Origin of the sequence: Bordetella ansorpii (assembly GCF_900078315.1) — a bacterium.
Classification (GTDB): Bacteria; Pseudomonadota; Gammaproteobacteria; order Burkholderiales; family Burkholderiaceae_B; genus Bordetella; species Bordetella ansorpii.
In genome coordinates this window covers 121280-136763 of the sequence record NZ_FKBS01000008.1, presented here as the reverse complement: position 1 = coordinate 136763, position 15484 = coordinate 121280, and the positions used below count along the sequence as shown (strand labels likewise).

Genomic DNA, 15484 nt, shown 5'->3' with positions numbered 1-15484 from the left:
TGTGTTCCACCAGAAAAAGGAGCTTGCATGTCAGTGATCGCGTCCCAGCCCTTGCCGCGTTGCCTGATTCCCCCTTATCTGCTGGACCGGTTGTCCCGCCAGGGCACCGGCCGGGCGGCCAGCGGCGCCGCCAACACCCTGCACCTGGATGCGCGGCAGCTCAGCCTGCGCGCGTCATCGGTGGCGCTGTCGCCGGCGGGGGCGTCGGCCACGGTGCAGGCGGATGCCTCGGCGCATCCCCAGCGGCGTATCCACGACGCCGGCAATGCCACTGCCTTGCCGGGCAAGCTGGTGCGCGCCGAAGGCCAGCCGCCGCGCGCGGACGCCGCCGTGGACGAGGCCTACGATCATCTGGGCGCGGTGCACGCGTACTTCCGCCAGGTGCACGCCCGGGATTCCATCGACGGCCAGGGCTTGCCGCTGGTGGGCACCGTGCATTACGGCGAGGACTACGACAACGCCTTCTGGAACGGCGCGCAGATGGTGTTCGGCGATGGGGACGGCCAGATCTTCAACCGGTTCACCATCGCGCTGGACGTCGTGGCGCATGAGTTGACGCACGGCATCATCGACCACTCGGGCGGGCTGGCCTATCAAGGGCAGGCGGGCGCCTTGAACGAGTCGCTGTGCGATGTGTTCGGCTCGCTGGTGCGGCAGCACGCGGCAGGCCAGACGGCGGAGCAGGCCGATTGGCTGATCGGGGCTGGGCTGTTCACCGCGGCGGTGAATGCGCGGGCCCTGCGGTCGATGTCCGAGCCGGGCACGGCCTATGACGATCCCCTGATCGGCCGCGATCCGCAACCGGGGCACATGCGCGATTTCGTGGACACCGACGAAGACAACGGCGGGGTGCACATCAATTCGGGTATTCCCAACCGGGCTTTCCACCTGGCCGCGACAAACCTGGGCGGACCCGCCTGGCAGGGCGCCGGGCAGGTCTGGTATCGCGCGCTGACGGGCGGACAATTGCCGCCGCAGGCCGATTTCGTGTCCTTCGCGCAACTGACGGTGGTCACCGCCAGCGATGCGCGCGTGCGGGAAGCCGTGCAGCGCGCCTGGACCGAGGTGGGCGTGCTGCCATGATTACCCTGCCGCCGCTGGACACCGCCACGGGCATCCGGCTGCGCCGCGAAGGCGGCGTGGCGTATCTCGCTGCCCTGGCGCGGGCTCGCGACATCGATCTGCGGGACTGCGATCCGTCGCGCAGGCAGGCGCTGTGCGAGGCGCTGGACGAGGCGGCTTCGCGCGCCGGCCCGCTGGCTGGCGGAGACCGGCGCTATTACCGCGTCGAGATCCTGTTCGATGGACAAAGCGGCGACATCGCTTTCGACATCGCCGAGACCAGCTTGCCGGCGTTGCTGGCCGAGGCCTGGAAGCAGGCGGGTGGGGCGGGCTGAGCCGCGCGGGGTTTGCGCTGCTGGGGTATCGTGGCTGCCCGTTCCGTTTGGTCCGCACGCCCGATGTCTTCCGTTTCCCCCGACGATGTTCCCTTGCTGCAGCTTCAGGCGCTGGCCAGTCCGCGCCTGAACCCCACCAGCCTTGCCTGCCGTGCCGGCGAATGCCATGTGATCCAGGGCGCGTCGGGGGCGGGCAAGTCGGTGCTGCTGCGCCTGGTGGCCGACCTGGATCCCGGCCAGGGCCAGGCCCTGCTGCGCGGCCAGGCGCGCAGCGCGATGTCCGCGCCGCAATGGCGCGCGCAGGTGCTGTACTGCGCGGCCGAGCCAGGCTGGTGGCACGACCGGATGGCGCCGCATTTCCCCGATCGCGCGCAGGCGCTGGACCTGCTGGAACGGCTGGGATTGGGCGCGGCGCAGCTCGATGCGCGCGTGCATGAGCTGTCCAGCGGCGAGCGGCAACGCCTGGGACTGGCACGGGCGCTGTTGCGCAAGCCGCCGGTGATGCTGCTGGACGAGCCCACGTCGGCCCTGGATGCCGAATCGACGCTGCGGGTCGAACGCGAACTGCATGCCTCGATGGGCGAGGGCATGGCCGTGCTGCTGGTGACGCACAGCGAAGCGCAGGCCGCCCGCATGGCGACGCATCGCTGGCGCATGGCGCAGGGCACGCTGGAGGCCGCATGAGCGCGATTGCCCTGAATGAATGGGACCTGGCGCTGGCGGCGTGCCTGGTAGCGCTATCAGCGGTGATCTCGCTCTGGCTGCGCCTGTCCCTGCACCGGCAGATGCTGGTGGCGGCCGTGCGCACGGTGCTGCAATTGCTGCTGGTCGGGCACATCCTGCGCATGGTGTTCGCGCATGCCTCGCCCGCGGCGACGGCCCTGGTGATCGCGGTGATGATGGCCCTGGCCGCGCGCGAAGTGGCGGCGCGGCCGCGAGCCCGCCTGGCGGCGCGCGGCAACGCGTGGGTAGGCGCCTTGACGGTGGTTTCCACCACGCTGGTGACGACGCTGTTCATCCTGTCGACCGCATTGCGGCCCGATCCCTGGTATGACCCGCGCTACGTCATTTCGCTGGTCGGCATCATGCTGGGCGCCATCCTGAATGCGGCCAGCCTGAGCCTGGACGGCATGCTGTCCGGCGTGCGGCGCGAGCGCGGCGCCATCGAGGCCCAACTGGCGCTGGGCGCCACCGCACGGCGCGCGTTCAGCCCCTTGCTGCGCGAGTCCGTGCGGCGCGGTATCGTGCCCAGCATCAATCAGATGTCCGCGGCCGGCATCATCACGCTGCCCGGCATCATGACGGGGCAGGTGATCGCGGGCATGGACCCCGTCGAGGCGGCGCGCTACCAGATCCTGTTGATGTTCCTGCTGTGCGGCGCGAGCGGTCTTGCCGCCATGGGCGCGGCCTATCTGGCCTTGCGGCGCCTGACCGATGGCCGCGACAGATTGCGGCTGGACCGCATGGCGCCAGAGGATTGCGCATAGCCAGGGTCCGAATTTGCATAGCATGAGCATGCGAAACCATTTCGCGATGAAAAATGCGTGTCGAATTGGCTTATCGGGGGCTTGCCGGGATTCCTTTTCCTGCCGGCTTGTGCCAAGCTCCCCCTTGACTATGCTTTACGTTTTTCTCTTCGCCACCTGAAGCCAAGGAAAGTGCGATGAACAGATTCGCCGAGCTGCTGGCGCAGCTGTTCGACCCCGCGGTGCTGCTGGCATTACCTGCCTGGCAGTGGGTCCTGCTTATCCTGGTGCCCCTGTGCACCGTCACGGCCACAGCCTGGGCCTTGCGCCATTGGGTGCGCGACCGCCCGCGACGCGAGGCCTTGCGGTTGCTGGACGACATCGAAAGAGCCGTGCGCGTGGATCGCCTTGCCGCGCGGGCCTTGCCCGTGGTGCTCAAGCAGATGCAGGCCGCCATGCCCAATGCCGTCTATGCCGGCCCGCCGGGCTCGGCGCAACTGCTGGCCATGCTGACCTACGCCCCGGCCCACACGTTGCAAACCATCCCCGAACACACGCTGCACGACCTGTTCCGCACCTCGCGCGACTGGATGATGCAACGCGACAGTCGGGCTGCATGAAAACGATCTTACCGGCGGCTGGGCTATAGTGTCCGCCGCCGCGCGGGCGCCAGACTTCCGTCCCGCCGGCCATCCGCGTGAGCTACAAACCTACCACCGTCCACGATATTTCGCGCTTCGACGCCATCATCGATGCGCGCTCGCCCGCTGAATACGCGCTGGATCATGTGCCCGGCGCCTTGAATTGCCCGGTGCTGGACGACGAGCAGCGCCATATCGTCGGCCTGACCTACGTGCAGTCCTCGGCCTTCGAGGCGCGGCGCATCGGCGGCGCCATGGTCGCGCAGAACATCGCCCGGCACATCCAGCAGCAGTTCCACGACAAGCCGCAGAACTGGCGGCCGCTGGTCTATTGCTGGCGCGGCGGCCTGCGCAGCAGCAGTTTCGTGACCTGGCTGCGGCTGGTGGGATGGGATGCGCAGCAACTGCAGGGCGGCTACAAGGCGTTCCGCGGCCACGTCATCGCGCGCAACGACGTGCTGGCGCAGGCCTTGCCGCTGCGCGTGGTGTGCGGCCCGACGGGCAGCGCCAAAACCCGCGTGCTGCATGCCCTGGCGCGGCAGGGCGAGCAGGTGCTGGATCTCGAGGGCCTGGCCGGGCATCGTGGTTCGGTGCTGGGCGCGATTCCGGGGGTTGAACAGCCCTCGCAGAAGGCCTTCGAAACGCGGCTGTATGAGGCGATGGCGGCGCTGGATCCCGCCCGGCCGGTATGGGTCGAGGCCGAGAGCCGCCGCATCGGCCGCGTGGCCTTGCCCGAGGCGTTGCTGAACCGCTTGCGCGCCAGTCCGGTGGTCGAGATCGTGGCGCCCGTGCAGGCGCGGCTGGAATTCCTGTTGCGCGACTACGCGTGGCTGGGGGACGATCCCGATGCCCTGGCCGGCAAGATCGCGGCGCTCAAGGGCACGCAGGCCAACGACACCTTGTCGCGATGGCACGACTGGGCCATCGCGCGGCAACTGGCGCCGTTGTTCCAGGACATGATGGCTTTGCACTATGACCCGCTGTATGCGCGTTCGCAGGGCCGCCATCTGCAGCGGCTGGGACATGCCGCCAGCGTGCATGCGGATGCGTTGAACGCATCGGACATCGACGAATTGGCGCGGCGCGTGGCCGCGGTGCGCTTCGACGACGGCTAGTGCGTCCCCGCCCCTCAGCCCATCATCACATTGCGCAAGGGTTCGCCCGCCGCCCAACGGCGCAGGTTTTCCAGGAAGAGGTGGCGCACCCGGTCGGCATTGCCGTCCGAGAACCCCGCGCTGTGCGGGCTGGCGATCACGTTGTCCAGCGCCCAGAGGGGCGATTCCGGTGGCAGCGGTTCCTGCTGGAACACGTCCAGGAAGGCGCCCGCCAGCTGGCCGGTCTGCAATCGTTCGATCAATACCGCTTCGTCGATGACGTGCCCGCGCGAGACGTTGACCAGCATGGCGTGCCCGGGCAACGCCTGCAGCGCGGCGCGATCCACCAGATTGCGCGTGACCGGTGTTAGCGGGCATGCCAGGATCAGCCAATCCGCGGACGGCAGCAATCCGGGCAGATGGGTATAGTCCACCGTGTGCCGGGCATGTTCGACGGGCGTGGCCGAATGGCGCACCACCGACAGCGTCATGCCCAGCGCGCGCAGCAGTTCGCCGATGCGCTGCCCGATGCCGCCCCAGCCCACGATGACCGCGTGCTGGCCGCTCAGGTCGCGCGGCGTCAGCGACGCCATCAGCGGCTGCCATTGCCGCGCTTGCTGGGCGCGCGCCAGCAGCGGCAGCCGGCGCGCCAGGGCCAGCACCCCGGCCAGCGCGGTATGCGCCACCACGGCATCGCTGGCGCCTTGCGACGTCGTCACCATCACGCCGCGAGCGTGCAGGGCCTGGTAGATCTCGCGGTCCGCGCCCGCCGAATGGATGTGCACCCAGCGCAGGTCCGCCGAATGCCGCATGGCCTCGTAGTACACGGCCGTCTCGGGCAGGATGTCGAACTTGGTCGAGCGGCCCGTGATGTCGCGCGACACGAAGGCCGCGTCCGCCCGCGCGGGCTGGCCGGGCTCGGGATGGCACAGCACGCAGCCGGGCATGCCGGGCCGTTCGAGCGCCTGCCGAAGCCGCGGGGCCTCGGCGGGCGAACACAGCAGACGGATCGGATTACTGGGCAGGGGCATCGAATTTCTTCACCAGTGCGGCCCATTTGTCGTATTCGGTCTTGATGAACGCGCCGAACTGCTCGGGCGATCCTTTCACGGGCTCGGCGCCTTCGCTCAGCATCTGCTCGTGCAGCGCGGGCAGCGCCGCGTTCACCTCGTGGTTGATGCGGTCGATCACCCCGCGCGGCGTGCCCTTGGGGGCGAAGAAGCCGAACCAGGATCCCGCGTCGAACCCCGGAAAGCCGGACTCGGCCACCGTGGGCAGGTCGGGCAGGGTGGTGGAACGCCGCAGGGTGCTGACGGCCAGGGGGCGCAGCTTGCCGGCGCGGATCTGCCCGATCACCGAAGGAATGGTCGCGAACATGAAGTCGATGCGGCCGGCCAGCAGGTCGTTGACGGCATCCGCGCCCTTGTATGGCACGTGGGTGGCCTGCACGCCCAACTGGTCCATCAGCATGTAGCTCGACAGATGCGAGGACGTGCCCACGCCCGTCGAACTGTAGTTCAGGTTCTTGCGCGTCTTCACGTAGGCCAGGAAGCTTTTCATGTCGCGCGCGGGCGAGTTGGGCGGCACCACCAGCACATTGGGCACCGTGGCGATCTGCGCCATCGGCAGCAGATCGGTCAGCGGGTTGTACGACAGCTTGTTCAACGACGGGTTGACGGCGATCGGGCCCACCGAGTTGACGATCAGCGTATACCCATCCGGTGCGGACTTCACCACGTATTCGGTGCCGATATTGCCGCCCGCGCCGGGCCGGTTCTCCACGATGAAGGATTGGCCCAGCTTTTTGGACAGGATGTTGGTGATGCTGCGGGTCAGCGTATCCGTGGTGCCGCCGGGCGAAAAGGCCACCACCACTTTCACGGGGCGGGCGGGGTAGTCGGCCGCGGCGGCGGGCAGGGCCGCACAGGCGCCCGCCAGCGTCGCGCCGGCAAGCAAGGCTCGGGCGAGTCTCATGATGTCTCCTCCTTGGGATGGTCGTCGTTGGACTTCGGAATGCCGGCGTCTGGCGCGCCGGTCGATTCATGCAATCGGTGTGTATGGGGTGACGCGATCAGTCGCGAAAACCCGGATCCATGCGGTCCAGCTTGCGCAGCAGCGCCGGCCACTCCATCACGCCGTACGGGCGGCGCGTGCCGGGCTGGTAGTTGTTCCAGGTTTCCTGCAGCACCTGGGGCGGGACGGCCCGCAGCTTCGCGCCGGTGGCCATGGCGGCCAGTTGCGAACGACAGGACAGCTCCAGGCGGTGCATCCAGTTGAAGGCCTCGCCGATGGTGCGGCCCACCGTCAGCGCGCCGTGGTTGCGCAGCAGCAGCGCCTCGCCGTTACCCAGGTCTTCCAGCAGCGAGGCCTGCTCGGCCGTGTCCAGCACCACGCCTTGGTAATCGTGATATGCGATCTTCAGGAAACGCATGCCGGTCTGCGTCATGGGCAGCAGCCCGCATTCCAGCGAGGCCACGGCCATCGAGGCCCAGCTGTGCGTATGGATCACGCAGTCCACCTCGTGGCGCGCCGCGTGGATGGCGCTGTGGATGACGTAGCCCGCCTTGTTGATGCCGTAGTCCAGCGCGCCGAAATCCGGCTTGGCCAGGATCGTGCCGTCCAGGTCCACCTTGATCAGGCTCGAAGCCGTGATCTCTTCGTACATCATGCCGTACGGGTTGATGAGGAAGGCGTTGTCCTCGCCCGGCACCCGCGCCGAGATGTGGTTGGCCATCATGTCCGACAGCCCGTACAGCTCGACCAGCCGGTAACAGGCCGCCAGGTTCACGCGGGCGGTCCATTCCTGCTCCGAGCAATGCGGCCGCATCGAGGGAATATCCAGAACGCCGGGGCGTCGTGTCTGCGTCATCACATCACCATCCGAGAAGTGCCGCCAGGCGGCGGCGTTGATGCGGACAGACTCTACGGGGGGCGGCGGGCGGTGGCTAGCCCGCGATGTGGCAAGAGGCCTTCACGAATCCAGAAGGGTGGCGCCGGGCCAGCCGCCTTGGCGTACCAGCCCGCGCATCACGTCGACCAGCACGGAGCGGGCGGCCAGGGCGGCGGGCGACAGTTCCTCGTCGTTCATGCAGGCCACCGAGTTGCGGCGGTACAGGTACGGATCGTCGATGGGATGCATGGTGAGCAGGCCCGCCTCGACGCGCGCCACCGCCGCGCCCGGCTGGATCGTGGCCATGGCGTTGGCCTGCACGATGTCCATCAGCGTGGTCATGCCGTCGACTTCGATGGCGATCCAGGGCTCGAGTCCGGCGCGGTCGAAGGCGGCCTCGACCCAGGCCCGCAGGCCGTGCGCCTTGCTGGTGACGGCCAGCGGCAGGGGGGCGAGTTGGGACAGGGTGGTGGGTTCGCCGTCGGGTACGGCGAACAGGCCGCGGCGGGCCAGCAGGAAGAGTTTCTCGTCCAGTACCGGGATGAGGCTGCGGCCCTGGCCGCCGCTGTCGTTCTGGAACAGCACCGCCAGATCCAGCTTGCGGCCGTTCAGCAGGTCGCCCAGGTTACCGGACAGGCCTTCGACCAGGTGCAGGCGCACGTTGGGGTGGCGCTGGGTCATCGCGGTATGGAAGGGGCGCGCCAGCACCGAGGCGGTGGTGGGGGCGAAGCCCACGCTGACCATGCCCGACAGGCGGGTCTCGCGCGCGGCGGCGACAGCCTGGTCGGCGTGGCGCAGCGTCAGGCGGGCCTGGCGCAGGAAGGCGGTGCCGGCTTCGGTCGGCACGACGCCGGTGGAGGTGCGGGTGAGCAGGCGGGTGGCCAGTTCGCCTTCCAGGCGGCTGATCTGCTGGCTGAGGGCCGAGCCGACCACGCCGAGATCACGCGCCGCGCGGCCGATGCTGCCGAGCTCGGCGACGCGGACGAAGTAGCGGAGTTGGCGCAGTTCCATGTCGGAAGGGGGAGTGTCGATTGGGAGAATAGTAGCGGGACGAAGCGGGATATAGCTCCTGCCTTTCGTTCGGTCTGATTCCTCCGGCGCGTGGTCAACAGAGGGCGGTTGATGCGCGGCCCTACATATTGGTGTAGTTCGGCCCGCCGCCGCCCTCGGGCGCCACCCATACGATGTTCTGCGTGGGGTCCTTGATGTCGCACGTCTTGCAGTGCACGCAGTTCTGCGCATTGATGATCAGCCTGTCCTGGCCTTCATCCGTCTTGCCGAACTCGTAGACGCCCGCCGGACAGAAGCGCGTCTCGGGCCCCGCATATTGCGCCAGGTTCACCCGCACCGGCACGCCGGCATCCTTCAGCGTCAGGTGCGCAGGCTGGTTCTCTTCGTGGTTGGTGTTGGACAGGAACACCGACGACAGGCGGTCGAAGCTCAGCTTGCCGTCCGGTTTGGGGTAGTCGATCGGCGTGCACTGGCTGGCGGGCTTCATGGCCTGGTGGTCGGCCTTGCGGTGGCGCAGCGTCCACGGGATGTTGCCCTTCAGCAGCTTCTGTTCCAGCCCCACCATGGCCGAGCCCAGGTACAGCCCCTTGGACATCCATTGCTTGAAGTTGCGGGCGCGGTGCAGTTCCTGCCACAGCCACGATTGTCGGAAGGCTTGCGGATAGGCGTTCAGCACGTCGCGCTGGCGATTGGCCGACAGGGCTTCATAGGCGGCTTCGGCGGCCAGGCTGCCCGACTTGATGGCGGCATGGCTGCCCTTGATGCGGGACGCGTTCAGCATGCCGGCCTCGCAGCCGACCAGCGCGCCGCCGGGAAACACCAGATCGGGCAGCGAGGCCAGGCCGCCCGCCGCGATGGCGCGCGCGCCGTAGGCCAGGCGCTTGCCGCCTTCCAGAAAGCCGCGGATGGCGGGATGCGTCTTGTAGCGCTGGAATTCCTCGAACGGCGACAGATAGGGGTTCTGGTAACCCAGGCCCACCACGAAGCCCACCACGACCTGGTGGTCGTCCAGGTGATACAGGAACGATCCGCCATAGGTCTTGCTGTCCAGCGGCCAGCCCGCGGTGTGCACCACCAGCCCCGGCTGGTGCCGGGCCGGATCGATGCGCCACACTTCCTTCATGCCCAGGCCGTACACCTGCGGGCCGGCATTCCGCGCCAGGTCGTAGCGCTCGATCAGTTGCTTGCCCAAGTGGCCGCGCGCGCCCTCGGCAAAGATCGTGTACCGGGCATGCAGCTCCATGCCTAGCTGGAAGTTGCCGGTGGGTGCGCCATCCTTGCCCACGCCCATGTTGCCGGTGGCCACGCCCATCACGGCGCCGTGGCTGTCGTACAGCACCTCGCTGGCCGCGAAACCGGCGAACACGTCCACGCCCAGCGCCTCGGCCTGCTGGCCCAGCCAGCGGGCCACGTTGGCCAGGCTGACCACGTAGTTGCCGTGGTTCTGGAAGCTGCCGGGCAGCAGGACGTTGGGCACCTTGCGCGCCGATTCGCGGCCCAGGAACAGGAAGCGGTCTTCGGTCACCGGTACGTTCAGCGGCGCGCCTCGTTCGCGCCAATCAGGCAGCAGTTCGGTCAGGGCGCGCGGATCCATCACGGCGCCGGACAGGATGTGGGCGCCGATCTCGGAGCCTTTCTCCAGCACACAGACGCTGATCTCGGGGTTCAGCTGCTTCAGCCGGATCGCCGCTGCCAGGCCCGCGGGGCCGCCGCCGACGATCACGACGTCGTACGACATGGATTCACGCGGGCCGTGGGCCGCGATCACTTCTGCATTGTTCATGTGGGTTCGGGAAAGAAGGGCAGGCGGGATGGGACGCTCCCATCCGTTTCCCGGACAGCATAAGAGCGCCCTTGTGCGAGGCCGCGAAATTCAACGCGGCCTCACATCCAGGATAAGGGCGGCTGATGCAAATCAGCGGCTGGCGGCGGGCTGGCGCTCGCTGTCCCAGCAGTCGTCGATGGCGGGCGACAGGGTGTGCTTCTGGATGCGCTGGGTGGGCGTCCTGGAGAAGTCCTCGACGACGGCCACGAAACGCGGCACCTGGAAACGGGCCATGTGCCGGGCGCACCAGGCCACGAGCTCGGCGGGGTCGAAACCTTGGGCCTGGGGCTTGAGCTTGACGAACAGCTTCAGGTCTTCATCGGCGAACTCGTTGACCACGCCGATCAACGCGGACTCTTCCACCAGCGGATGGCCGTTGACCACGTTCTCGACCTCCCAGGCCGAGATGTTCTCGCCGCGCCGCCGCAGGCTGTCTTTCTTGCGGCCCAGGAAATAGAAATAGCCCGCCTCGTCCTGCCGCCCCAGGTCGCCCGTGTACAGCCAGCCGTCGCGCAGGGCTTCGGCGGTCTTTTCGGGATTGCGGAAGTACCCCGTGGTGATCAGGTGGGGCTCTTTCTGCCGCACGCGGATCTCGCCCACCTGGCCGGGCGGCAACGCCTGGCCGCCGTCGTCCGAAATGCCGACCTCGAAGTAGTCGACGGCCTGGCCGATGGAGCCAGGGCGTCCGGCCTTGTTGATGACGCTGAAGCTGGACGTCTCGGTCATGCCGTAGCCTTCGCGCACCGGGATGCCGAAGCGCGCCTCGAAGGCGCGCCAGACTTCCTCCGGCGCACCGCCGCCCCAGGCCACCTTCAGCGTGTGCTGCCGGTCGCGCGGGGATTCGGGCTGTTTCAGCAGCAGTTGCAGCACGCCGCCCACGAAGTGCAGGTGCGTGGCGCCGCAGGCGGCGATCTCGTCCCAGAAGCGCGAGGCGCTGAAGCGGGGCACGAAGCACAGCGTCACCGGCCGCATCAGCGCCAGCACCAGTACTTCGCTGCCGAACACGTGATAGATCGGATCCCAGAAGTGCAGCACGCTGCGCGGCGCGATGTCGCCGATCCAGATCGAACCCAGGGCGGCCGCGCGGAACATGCGGTCCGTCATCAGCACCCCCTTGGCCGGGCCGGTGGTGCCCGAGGTGTACAGGATGGCGCGCAGGTCGTCGTCGGCGGCCTGGTAGGCAGGTTCGTGCGGAGCGCCTTGGCGCTGCAATGCCGCCAACGTGGGCAGTCCATCGGCCGCCCAGGCCGGAACGGCGCCACGCCATAGCGTACGCAGCCCCTCGGTGCCCGCCACCACCGGCTGCAGCGTCTGGGCGTACGCATCCTCGAAGATGCCGTATTCGGCGCCCGAATGCCGCAGGATGTGCTCGAGCCCCGCGCCTTTCAGATGGACGTTGACGGGCACGTTCACCGCGCCGATCTTGGCCAGGGCCAGGAACGCCAGCGCATGGTCCACGTGATGCGAGAGCATCACGGCCACGCGCTGGCCCGCCTGGATGCCCGTGTCCGCCAGGGCATTGGCCAGCCGGTTCACCTGTTCGTTCAGGCCGGCGTAGGTCAGCGGGCCGGCGTCGGACCGGCAATAGACGTGATCCGGGTTGTCGCGCGCGCGGTCGCGCAACAGCCTGGGGATATTGTCGTCACTGGAGAAATGGTTCATGACAGCATTCCCATGGACTTACCAGAGCCACTGCTTGGTGTCGGTGAACACCCAGCGTTCGCGGGCCGTGGCGCAGTCGCGGCGGCGTTCCAGCAGGATGTGCCCATTGGCCACGCGCACGCCCATATGGAAGTAGGCGAACACCGCCTCGCGCATGGCTTCCGAATCGGGATAAGGGAAGGGGGCCAGCGACGAGAACTCCAGTTCCGCCGTGTCCTGGCCGGTGCTTTCCCAGCGCACGTCGTTCTTGAAGGCCCGCAGGATGGTGGCGTAGCTGCCGGCCAGCGCCGCCACGTCGTTGCCCGTGCTGCCGGTCAGCCCGCGCACGTTGCCCACGAACTGGATGGCCAGCGTCTTCATGGTGGCGCGCAGCATGTCGGTGGCGGCGGCCAGGCCGAAATGCTCGACCACGGTTTCCACCGCGTGCTTCACGTAATCCGAGGCGTAATTGGCGCTGCCCTTCATGATGCGGGCCTCGGGCCATAGCACCGGGTCCAGGCGCGGCGCGCGGGCGGCGTCGAATTCCGGGGTCTTGTCCTCGTGCCGCACCACGAAGCGCTCGTCGGACGACAGGTCGTGGTCGTACTCGTAGAAATAGCCTTCATCGTAAGGATGGCCCTCGACCACGAACTTGGTCGCCACCCAGCCCAGGCGGGGGCAGCCGAGCAGTTCGCCGTTGCGCGGATGCCAGGTGGTCAGGATGGTGCGGCGCACCGAACTGGGCACGGCCAGGGCCGAGATGCCGGGATAGCTGCCCCAGGGGGGCAGATAGCGGATCCACACCTTGCGGGGCGATTCCTCGATGTACTGCATGTTCAGGCCGCCGATGGAATTGCTGAAGTAGTGGTATTTAGCGGCGGTGACGGCGGGCGTGTCGCCCACGATGCCGAGCTTTTCCAGCGCGGCCACGAAGCGTTCCTTCTGCTCGGCGGCCATCAGGCGGCGCCATACCTTGTTCAGCGCGTCCTCGCCTTTCTCGCGCCACACAGTCGCGGTCAGGCCCGAGACCACGGCCCAGCCGAAGGTCTCGGCGATCGAGACGCGCTGCTTCAGCGCGGCCATGTCTTCATTGAACGGTTGTTGCTTGGTCATGATGCGTGTTGTCCTCCAGGTAAAACGGGTTCAGGGGCGCGCGTCCTCAGGACAGCGACCATTCCTTGAAGCGCAGGGTGATTGCGTCGAAGTTCTTGGTCCACCAGGCGTCGTTCATCAGCACGACCTTGTCCGACTGCAGATCGGGGATCCACTTCAGGGCATCGGCGCTCATCAGCGAGCGCGCCTTGCGGCTGCCCGGGGCGTTGCCCAGCAGTTCCATGAAGGCGGCCTGGCACTGCGGGCGCGCGGCATAGGCCACGAAGCGCATCGCGGCCCGCTTGTTCGGGGCGTTCTTGACCACGGCCAGGTATTCGAAGCCGGCGATGGTCTGGTCGAACGAGAAATCGACCGACTGGCCGCTGGCCTGGGCCGGCCGCACGCGCGAGGCATAGGAATAGGAGAAGTCGGCCTCGCCGGTCTGCAGCAGGGTCAGCGACTGCGGCGTCTGCTCGACCCACTTCACCACCTTGGGCTTGATGCGGTCCAGCGCCCTGAAAGCGCGGTCCACGTCCAGCGGATACAGATTCTTGGGCGCCACGCCATCGGCCAGCAAGGCAGCCTCCAGCGTTTCGCTGGGGCGGTTGCGGAAGGTGCGCAGGCCGGGGAATGTCTGCAGGTCGAAGTACTCGGCGAAATTGCGCGGATGCTTGCCCGCCGGATAGCGCCTGGGGTCCCAGGCCACGCCGCCCACGAACAGGTACCAGGGCACCAGGTTGTTCTGGATGTCCACGACCAGGTCGTCGCGGTCGAACAGGGACAGGTCCAGCGGCTCCCAGAAACCGGCGTTCACGCCGGCCACGCCCAGCGCGTTGGGCGCGTCGAACACGTCCCACTGCACGTTGTTGGACTGGATCTGCGCGCGCAGCTTGGCCAGGTCGGGCGTGTCGACGATGGTGACCTTGATGCCCGTTTCTTCCATGAAGGGCCTGACGACGGCGCGCTCGACGGCGTCGCGGTAGGCGCCGCCCCAGCTGACCAGTGTCATGCGCTTGTCGTCGGCGGCCTGGCTGGCGCGCAGCGGCAAGGCGGCGGCGATGGCGGCCGCGCCACCCGCTTTCAACAGCGAGCGGCGGCTCGGATCGGCTACGGATCGGTTCGGTTTCAGCATGCAGTACCCCTTGTGTGGTTGTGTCGACTACGTGGGAAATCAAACAACGGCGGAAGCCGCCACCAGCGGCGGGCAATCCCCGTGCAGGCATCTTAGGAACGGCTGTCGCGGGCTCTTGTCTGCATTCCGATTGCTGATGCACGAGATCGGTCCGCGCGATTGATTAAGTCCAGGCCGGGCCGATGGCTTATCCCGGCCAGGCGCATTGCATAAAGACGCCTTATGCAATGCATTCGAACTGCTTGATTTGTCAGGCCGGATGCTGAGCGGGCGCACGATCGCGCGAGGAAAGGAGACCTCCATGCGCCATGCGATCGAAGGGTTGAATCTCAAGGCCCTGCGCGCCTTCGTGCTGGTGTGCGAAACCAAGTCCATGGGCGAGGCGGCCCGTGTGCTGGGCGTGACCACCAGCGCGATCAGCCAGCTCATCGGCGCGCTGGAGCAGGACCAGGGCGTACCGCTGTTCGACCGGCGCTTCCGGCCGGCTCGCCTGAACGCCGCGGGCGCCACGCTGTTCGAGCAGGCCGAAAGCCTGCTGACCCATGCGCAGGCGGTGTCGCGCAGCGTGCGGGCCGCGCTCGACGACGAGGGTCTGCCGCTGCGCATCGGCGCGCCGGGCTCGGTCTGCTCGGCATTGGGACCGGATCTGGTCACTGCCCTGGGCCAGGGGTTTCACGACATCACCTTCCACACGGGCGAGTCCACCGACCTGGCCGACCGGGTGCACGGCCGCGCCATCGACCTGGCCATCTGCGCCTCGCCGCCACCGGAAAGCCGCCATCTACGCGCCGACCGGCTGTTCTCCGAGATCTTCGTGATGGCCGTGCCGCGCGCGCGCGCCAACGGCCAGCCGTTCCGGGACCTGTGCAGCGTGGTCGAGCGCTTTCCGCTGCTGCGCTACGGCAGCCGGGTGGAACTGGGCGCACAGATCGAGCGCTATACGGCCCATATCGGCCTGATGGCGCCGCGGCGCTACGAGTTCGATCTGTCCGAGCCGCTGCTGACGATGGTGGCCAATGGGGCAGGGTGCGCCATCACGACGCCGTTGTGCCTGTGGCAGGCCAGGCAGTGTCTGGACGAGCTGTCGCTGATCCATCTGCCGCGCAGCCGCTACGGCCTGCGCGAATTCGTGCTGGTGTCGCGCCAGGACGAGGCCGACCAGGCGCGCCGCGCCTGCCTGGCATTGCCCGTGAACGACATGCTTTCAGGGCTGGCATCGCGCCTGCGCGAACGGCTGCCGCATTTTCCGGAGCAGCCTTTCGGCTGAGCCCAGCCCATTTTCGGGCTGCTAGGTT

Annotated in this window: 15 protein-coding genes; 7 read left to right on the top strand and 8 right to left on the bottom strand. The window is 67.9% G+C overall.

From position 1 onward, the window contains the following. Window positions 1–27: 27 nt before the first annotated feature. The 6 genes from A7W11_RS04680 (at window position 28) to mnmH (ending at window position 4619) form a co-directional block, all read left to right on the top strand. Entirely contained in the window at window positions 28–1083 is a 1056-nt protein-coding gene (locus A7W11_RS04680) for a M4 family metallopeptidase (protein ID WP_066409103.1), read from the top strand. Then, window positions 1080–1397 carry a protealysin inhibitor emfourin gene (locus tag A7W11_RS04675; RefSeq protein WP_066409099.1) on the top strand — a complete coding sequence of 106 codons (318 nt, stop codon included), beginning with the start codon at window positions 1080–1082 and terminating at the stop codon, window positions 1395–1397. Before A7W11_RS04680 ends, A7W11_RS04675 begins: the two co-directional genes overlap by 4 nt. Before the next feature lie 63 nt (window positions 1398–1460). After that, the gene (locus A7W11_RS04670) at window positions 1461–2081 is read left to right on the top strand and encodes an ABC transporter ATP-binding protein (protein ID WP_066409088.1); all 621 of its coding nucleotides are present in this window, start codon (window positions 1461–1463) and stop codon (window positions 2079–2081) included. Then, window positions 2078–2884: an ABC transporter permease gene (locus A7W11_RS04665; RefSeq protein WP_066409081.1), complete on the top strand. Its 807-nt coding sequence runs from the start codon at window positions 2078–2080 to the stop codon at window positions 2882–2884. The genes A7W11_RS04670 and A7W11_RS04665 overlap by 4 nt, the downstream gene beginning before the upstream one ends. A gap of 176 nt (window positions 2885–3060) precedes the next feature. After that, a complete protein-coding gene (locus tag A7W11_RS04660; RefSeq protein WP_066409077.1) occupies window positions 3061–3483 on the top strand; it encodes a DUF4381 domain-containing protein in 423 nt (140 codons plus the stop codon). Window positions 3484–3554: 71 nt separating this feature from the next. Continuing rightward, window positions 3555–4619, top strand: a complete 1065-nt coding sequence (mnmH, locus tag A7W11_RS04655; protein ID WP_066409066.1) for a tRNA 2-selenouridine(34) synthase MnmH — start codon at window positions 3555–3557, stop codon at window positions 4617–4619. Window positions 4620–4633: 14 nt separating this feature from the next. On the opposite strand, the gene A7W11_RS04650 is transcribed toward mnmH, so the two are convergent. The 8 genes from A7W11_RS04650 to A7W11_RS04615 form a co-directional block, all read right to left on the bottom strand. After that, window positions 4634–5629 carry a D-2-hydroxyacid dehydrogenase gene (locus tag A7W11_RS04650; protein WP_066409065.1) on the bottom strand — a complete coding sequence of 332 codons (996 nt, stop codon included), beginning with the start codon at window positions 5627–5629 and terminating at the stop codon, window positions 4634–4636. Then, entirely contained in the window at window positions 5613–6572 is a 960-nt protein-coding gene (locus A7W11_RS04645; RefSeq protein WP_066409058.1) for a Bug family tripartite tricarboxylate transporter substrate binding protein, read from the bottom strand. The genes A7W11_RS04650 and A7W11_RS04645 overlap by 17 nt, the downstream gene beginning before the upstream one ends. 97 nt (window positions 6573–6669) lie before the next feature. Further along, window positions 6670–7467, bottom strand: coding sequence for a class II aldolase/adducin family protein (locus A7W11_RS04640; RefSeq protein ID WP_066409055.1), 798 nt, complete (start codon window positions 7465–7467; stop codon window positions 6670–6672). Window positions 7468–7569: 102 nt separating this feature from the next. Then, window positions 7570–8499, bottom strand: coding sequence for a LysR family transcriptional regulator (locus A7W11_RS04635; protein WP_066409053.1), 930 nt, complete (start codon window positions 8497–8499; stop codon window positions 7570–7572). A gap of 121 nt (window positions 8500–8620) precedes the next feature. Then, window positions 8621–10282 (bottom strand): electron transfer flavoprotein-ubiquinone oxidoreductase, encoded by a 1662-nt coding sequence (locus tag A7W11_RS04630; RefSeq protein ID WP_066409051.1) that lies wholly within the window; start codon window positions 10280–10282, stop codon window positions 8621–8623. Window positions 10283–10414: 132 nt separating this feature from the next. Further along, window positions 10415–11986 (bottom strand): AMP-binding protein, encoded by a 1572-nt coding sequence (locus A7W11_RS04625; RefSeq protein WP_066409042.1) that lies wholly within the window; start codon window positions 11984–11986, stop codon window positions 10415–10417. 18 nt (window positions 11987–12004) lie between these two features. Continuing rightward, window positions 12005–13078, bottom strand: a complete 1074-nt coding sequence (locus tag A7W11_RS04620) for a hypothetical protein (protein ID WP_066409031.1) — start codon at window positions 13076–13078, stop codon at window positions 12005–12007. 46 nt (window positions 13079–13124) lie between these two features. Then, entirely contained in the window at window positions 13125–14189 is a 1065-nt protein-coding gene (locus A7W11_RS04615) for an ABC transporter substrate-binding protein (protein WP_066409028.1), read from the bottom strand. A 301-nt stretch (window positions 14190–14490) separates the two neighbouring features. Between A7W11_RS04615 and A7W11_RS04610 the strand changes: the two genes are divergently transcribed. After that, window positions 14491–15456, top strand: a complete 966-nt coding sequence (locus A7W11_RS04610; protein WP_066409025.1) for a LysR family transcriptional regulator — start codon at window positions 14491–14493, stop codon at window positions 15454–15456. Window positions 15457–15484 lie beyond the last annotated feature (28 nt).

Coding starts and splice junctions, on each gene's coding strand:
- A7W11_RS04640 (WP_066409055.1), bottom strand. CDS start 7,467: ATGACGCAGACACGACGCCCCGGCGTTCTGGATATTCCCTCGATGCGG.
- A7W11_RS04680 (WP_066409103.1), top strand. CDS start 28: ATGTCAGTGATCGCGTCCCAGCCCTTGCCGCGTTGCCTGATTCCCCCT.
- A7W11_RS04635 (WP_066409053.1), bottom strand. CDS start 8,499: ATGGAACTGCGCCAACTCCGCTACTTCGTCCGCGTCGCCGAGCTCGGC.
- A7W11_RS04645 (WP_066409058.1), bottom strand. CDS start 6,572: ATGAGACTCGCCCGAGCCTTGCTTGCCGGCGCGACGCTGGCGGGCGCC.
- A7W11_RS04620 (WP_066409031.1), bottom strand. CDS start 13,078: ATGACCAAGCAACAACCGTTCAATGAAGACATGGCCGCGCTGAAGCAG.
- A7W11_RS04665 (WP_066409081.1), top strand. CDS start 2,078: ATGAGCGCGATTGCCCTGAATGAATGGGACCTGGCGCTGGCGGCGTGC.
- A7W11_RS04650 (WP_066409065.1), bottom strand. CDS start 5,629: ATGCCCCTGCCCAGTAATCCGATCCGTCTGCTGTGTTCGCCCGCCGAG.
- A7W11_RS04660 (WP_066409077.1), top strand. CDS start 3,061: ATGAACAGATTCGCCGAGCTGCTGGCGCAGCTGTTCGACCCCGCGGTG.
- A7W11_RS04625 (WP_066409042.1), bottom strand. CDS start 11,986: ATGAACCATTTCTCCAGTGACGACAATATCCCCAGGCTGTTGCGCGAC.
- A7W11_RS04610 (WP_066409025.1), top strand. CDS start 14,491: ATGCGCCATGCGATCGAAGGGTTGAATCTCAAGGCCCTGCGCGCCTTC.
- A7W11_RS04675 (WP_066409099.1), top strand. CDS start 1,080: ATGATTACCCTGCCGCCGCTGGACACCGCCACGGGCATCCGGCTGCGC.
- A7W11_RS04670 (WP_066409088.1), top strand. CDS start 1,461: ATGTCTTCCGTTTCCCCCGACGATGTTCCCTTGCTGCAGCTTCAGGCG.
- A7W11_RS04630 (WP_066409051.1), bottom strand. CDS start 10,282: ATGAACAATGCAGAAGTGATCGCGGCCCACGGCCCGCGTGAATCCATG.
- A7W11_RS04615 (WP_066409028.1), bottom strand. CDS start 14,189: ATGCTGAAACCGAACCGATCCGTAGCCGATCCGAGCCGCCGCTCGCTG.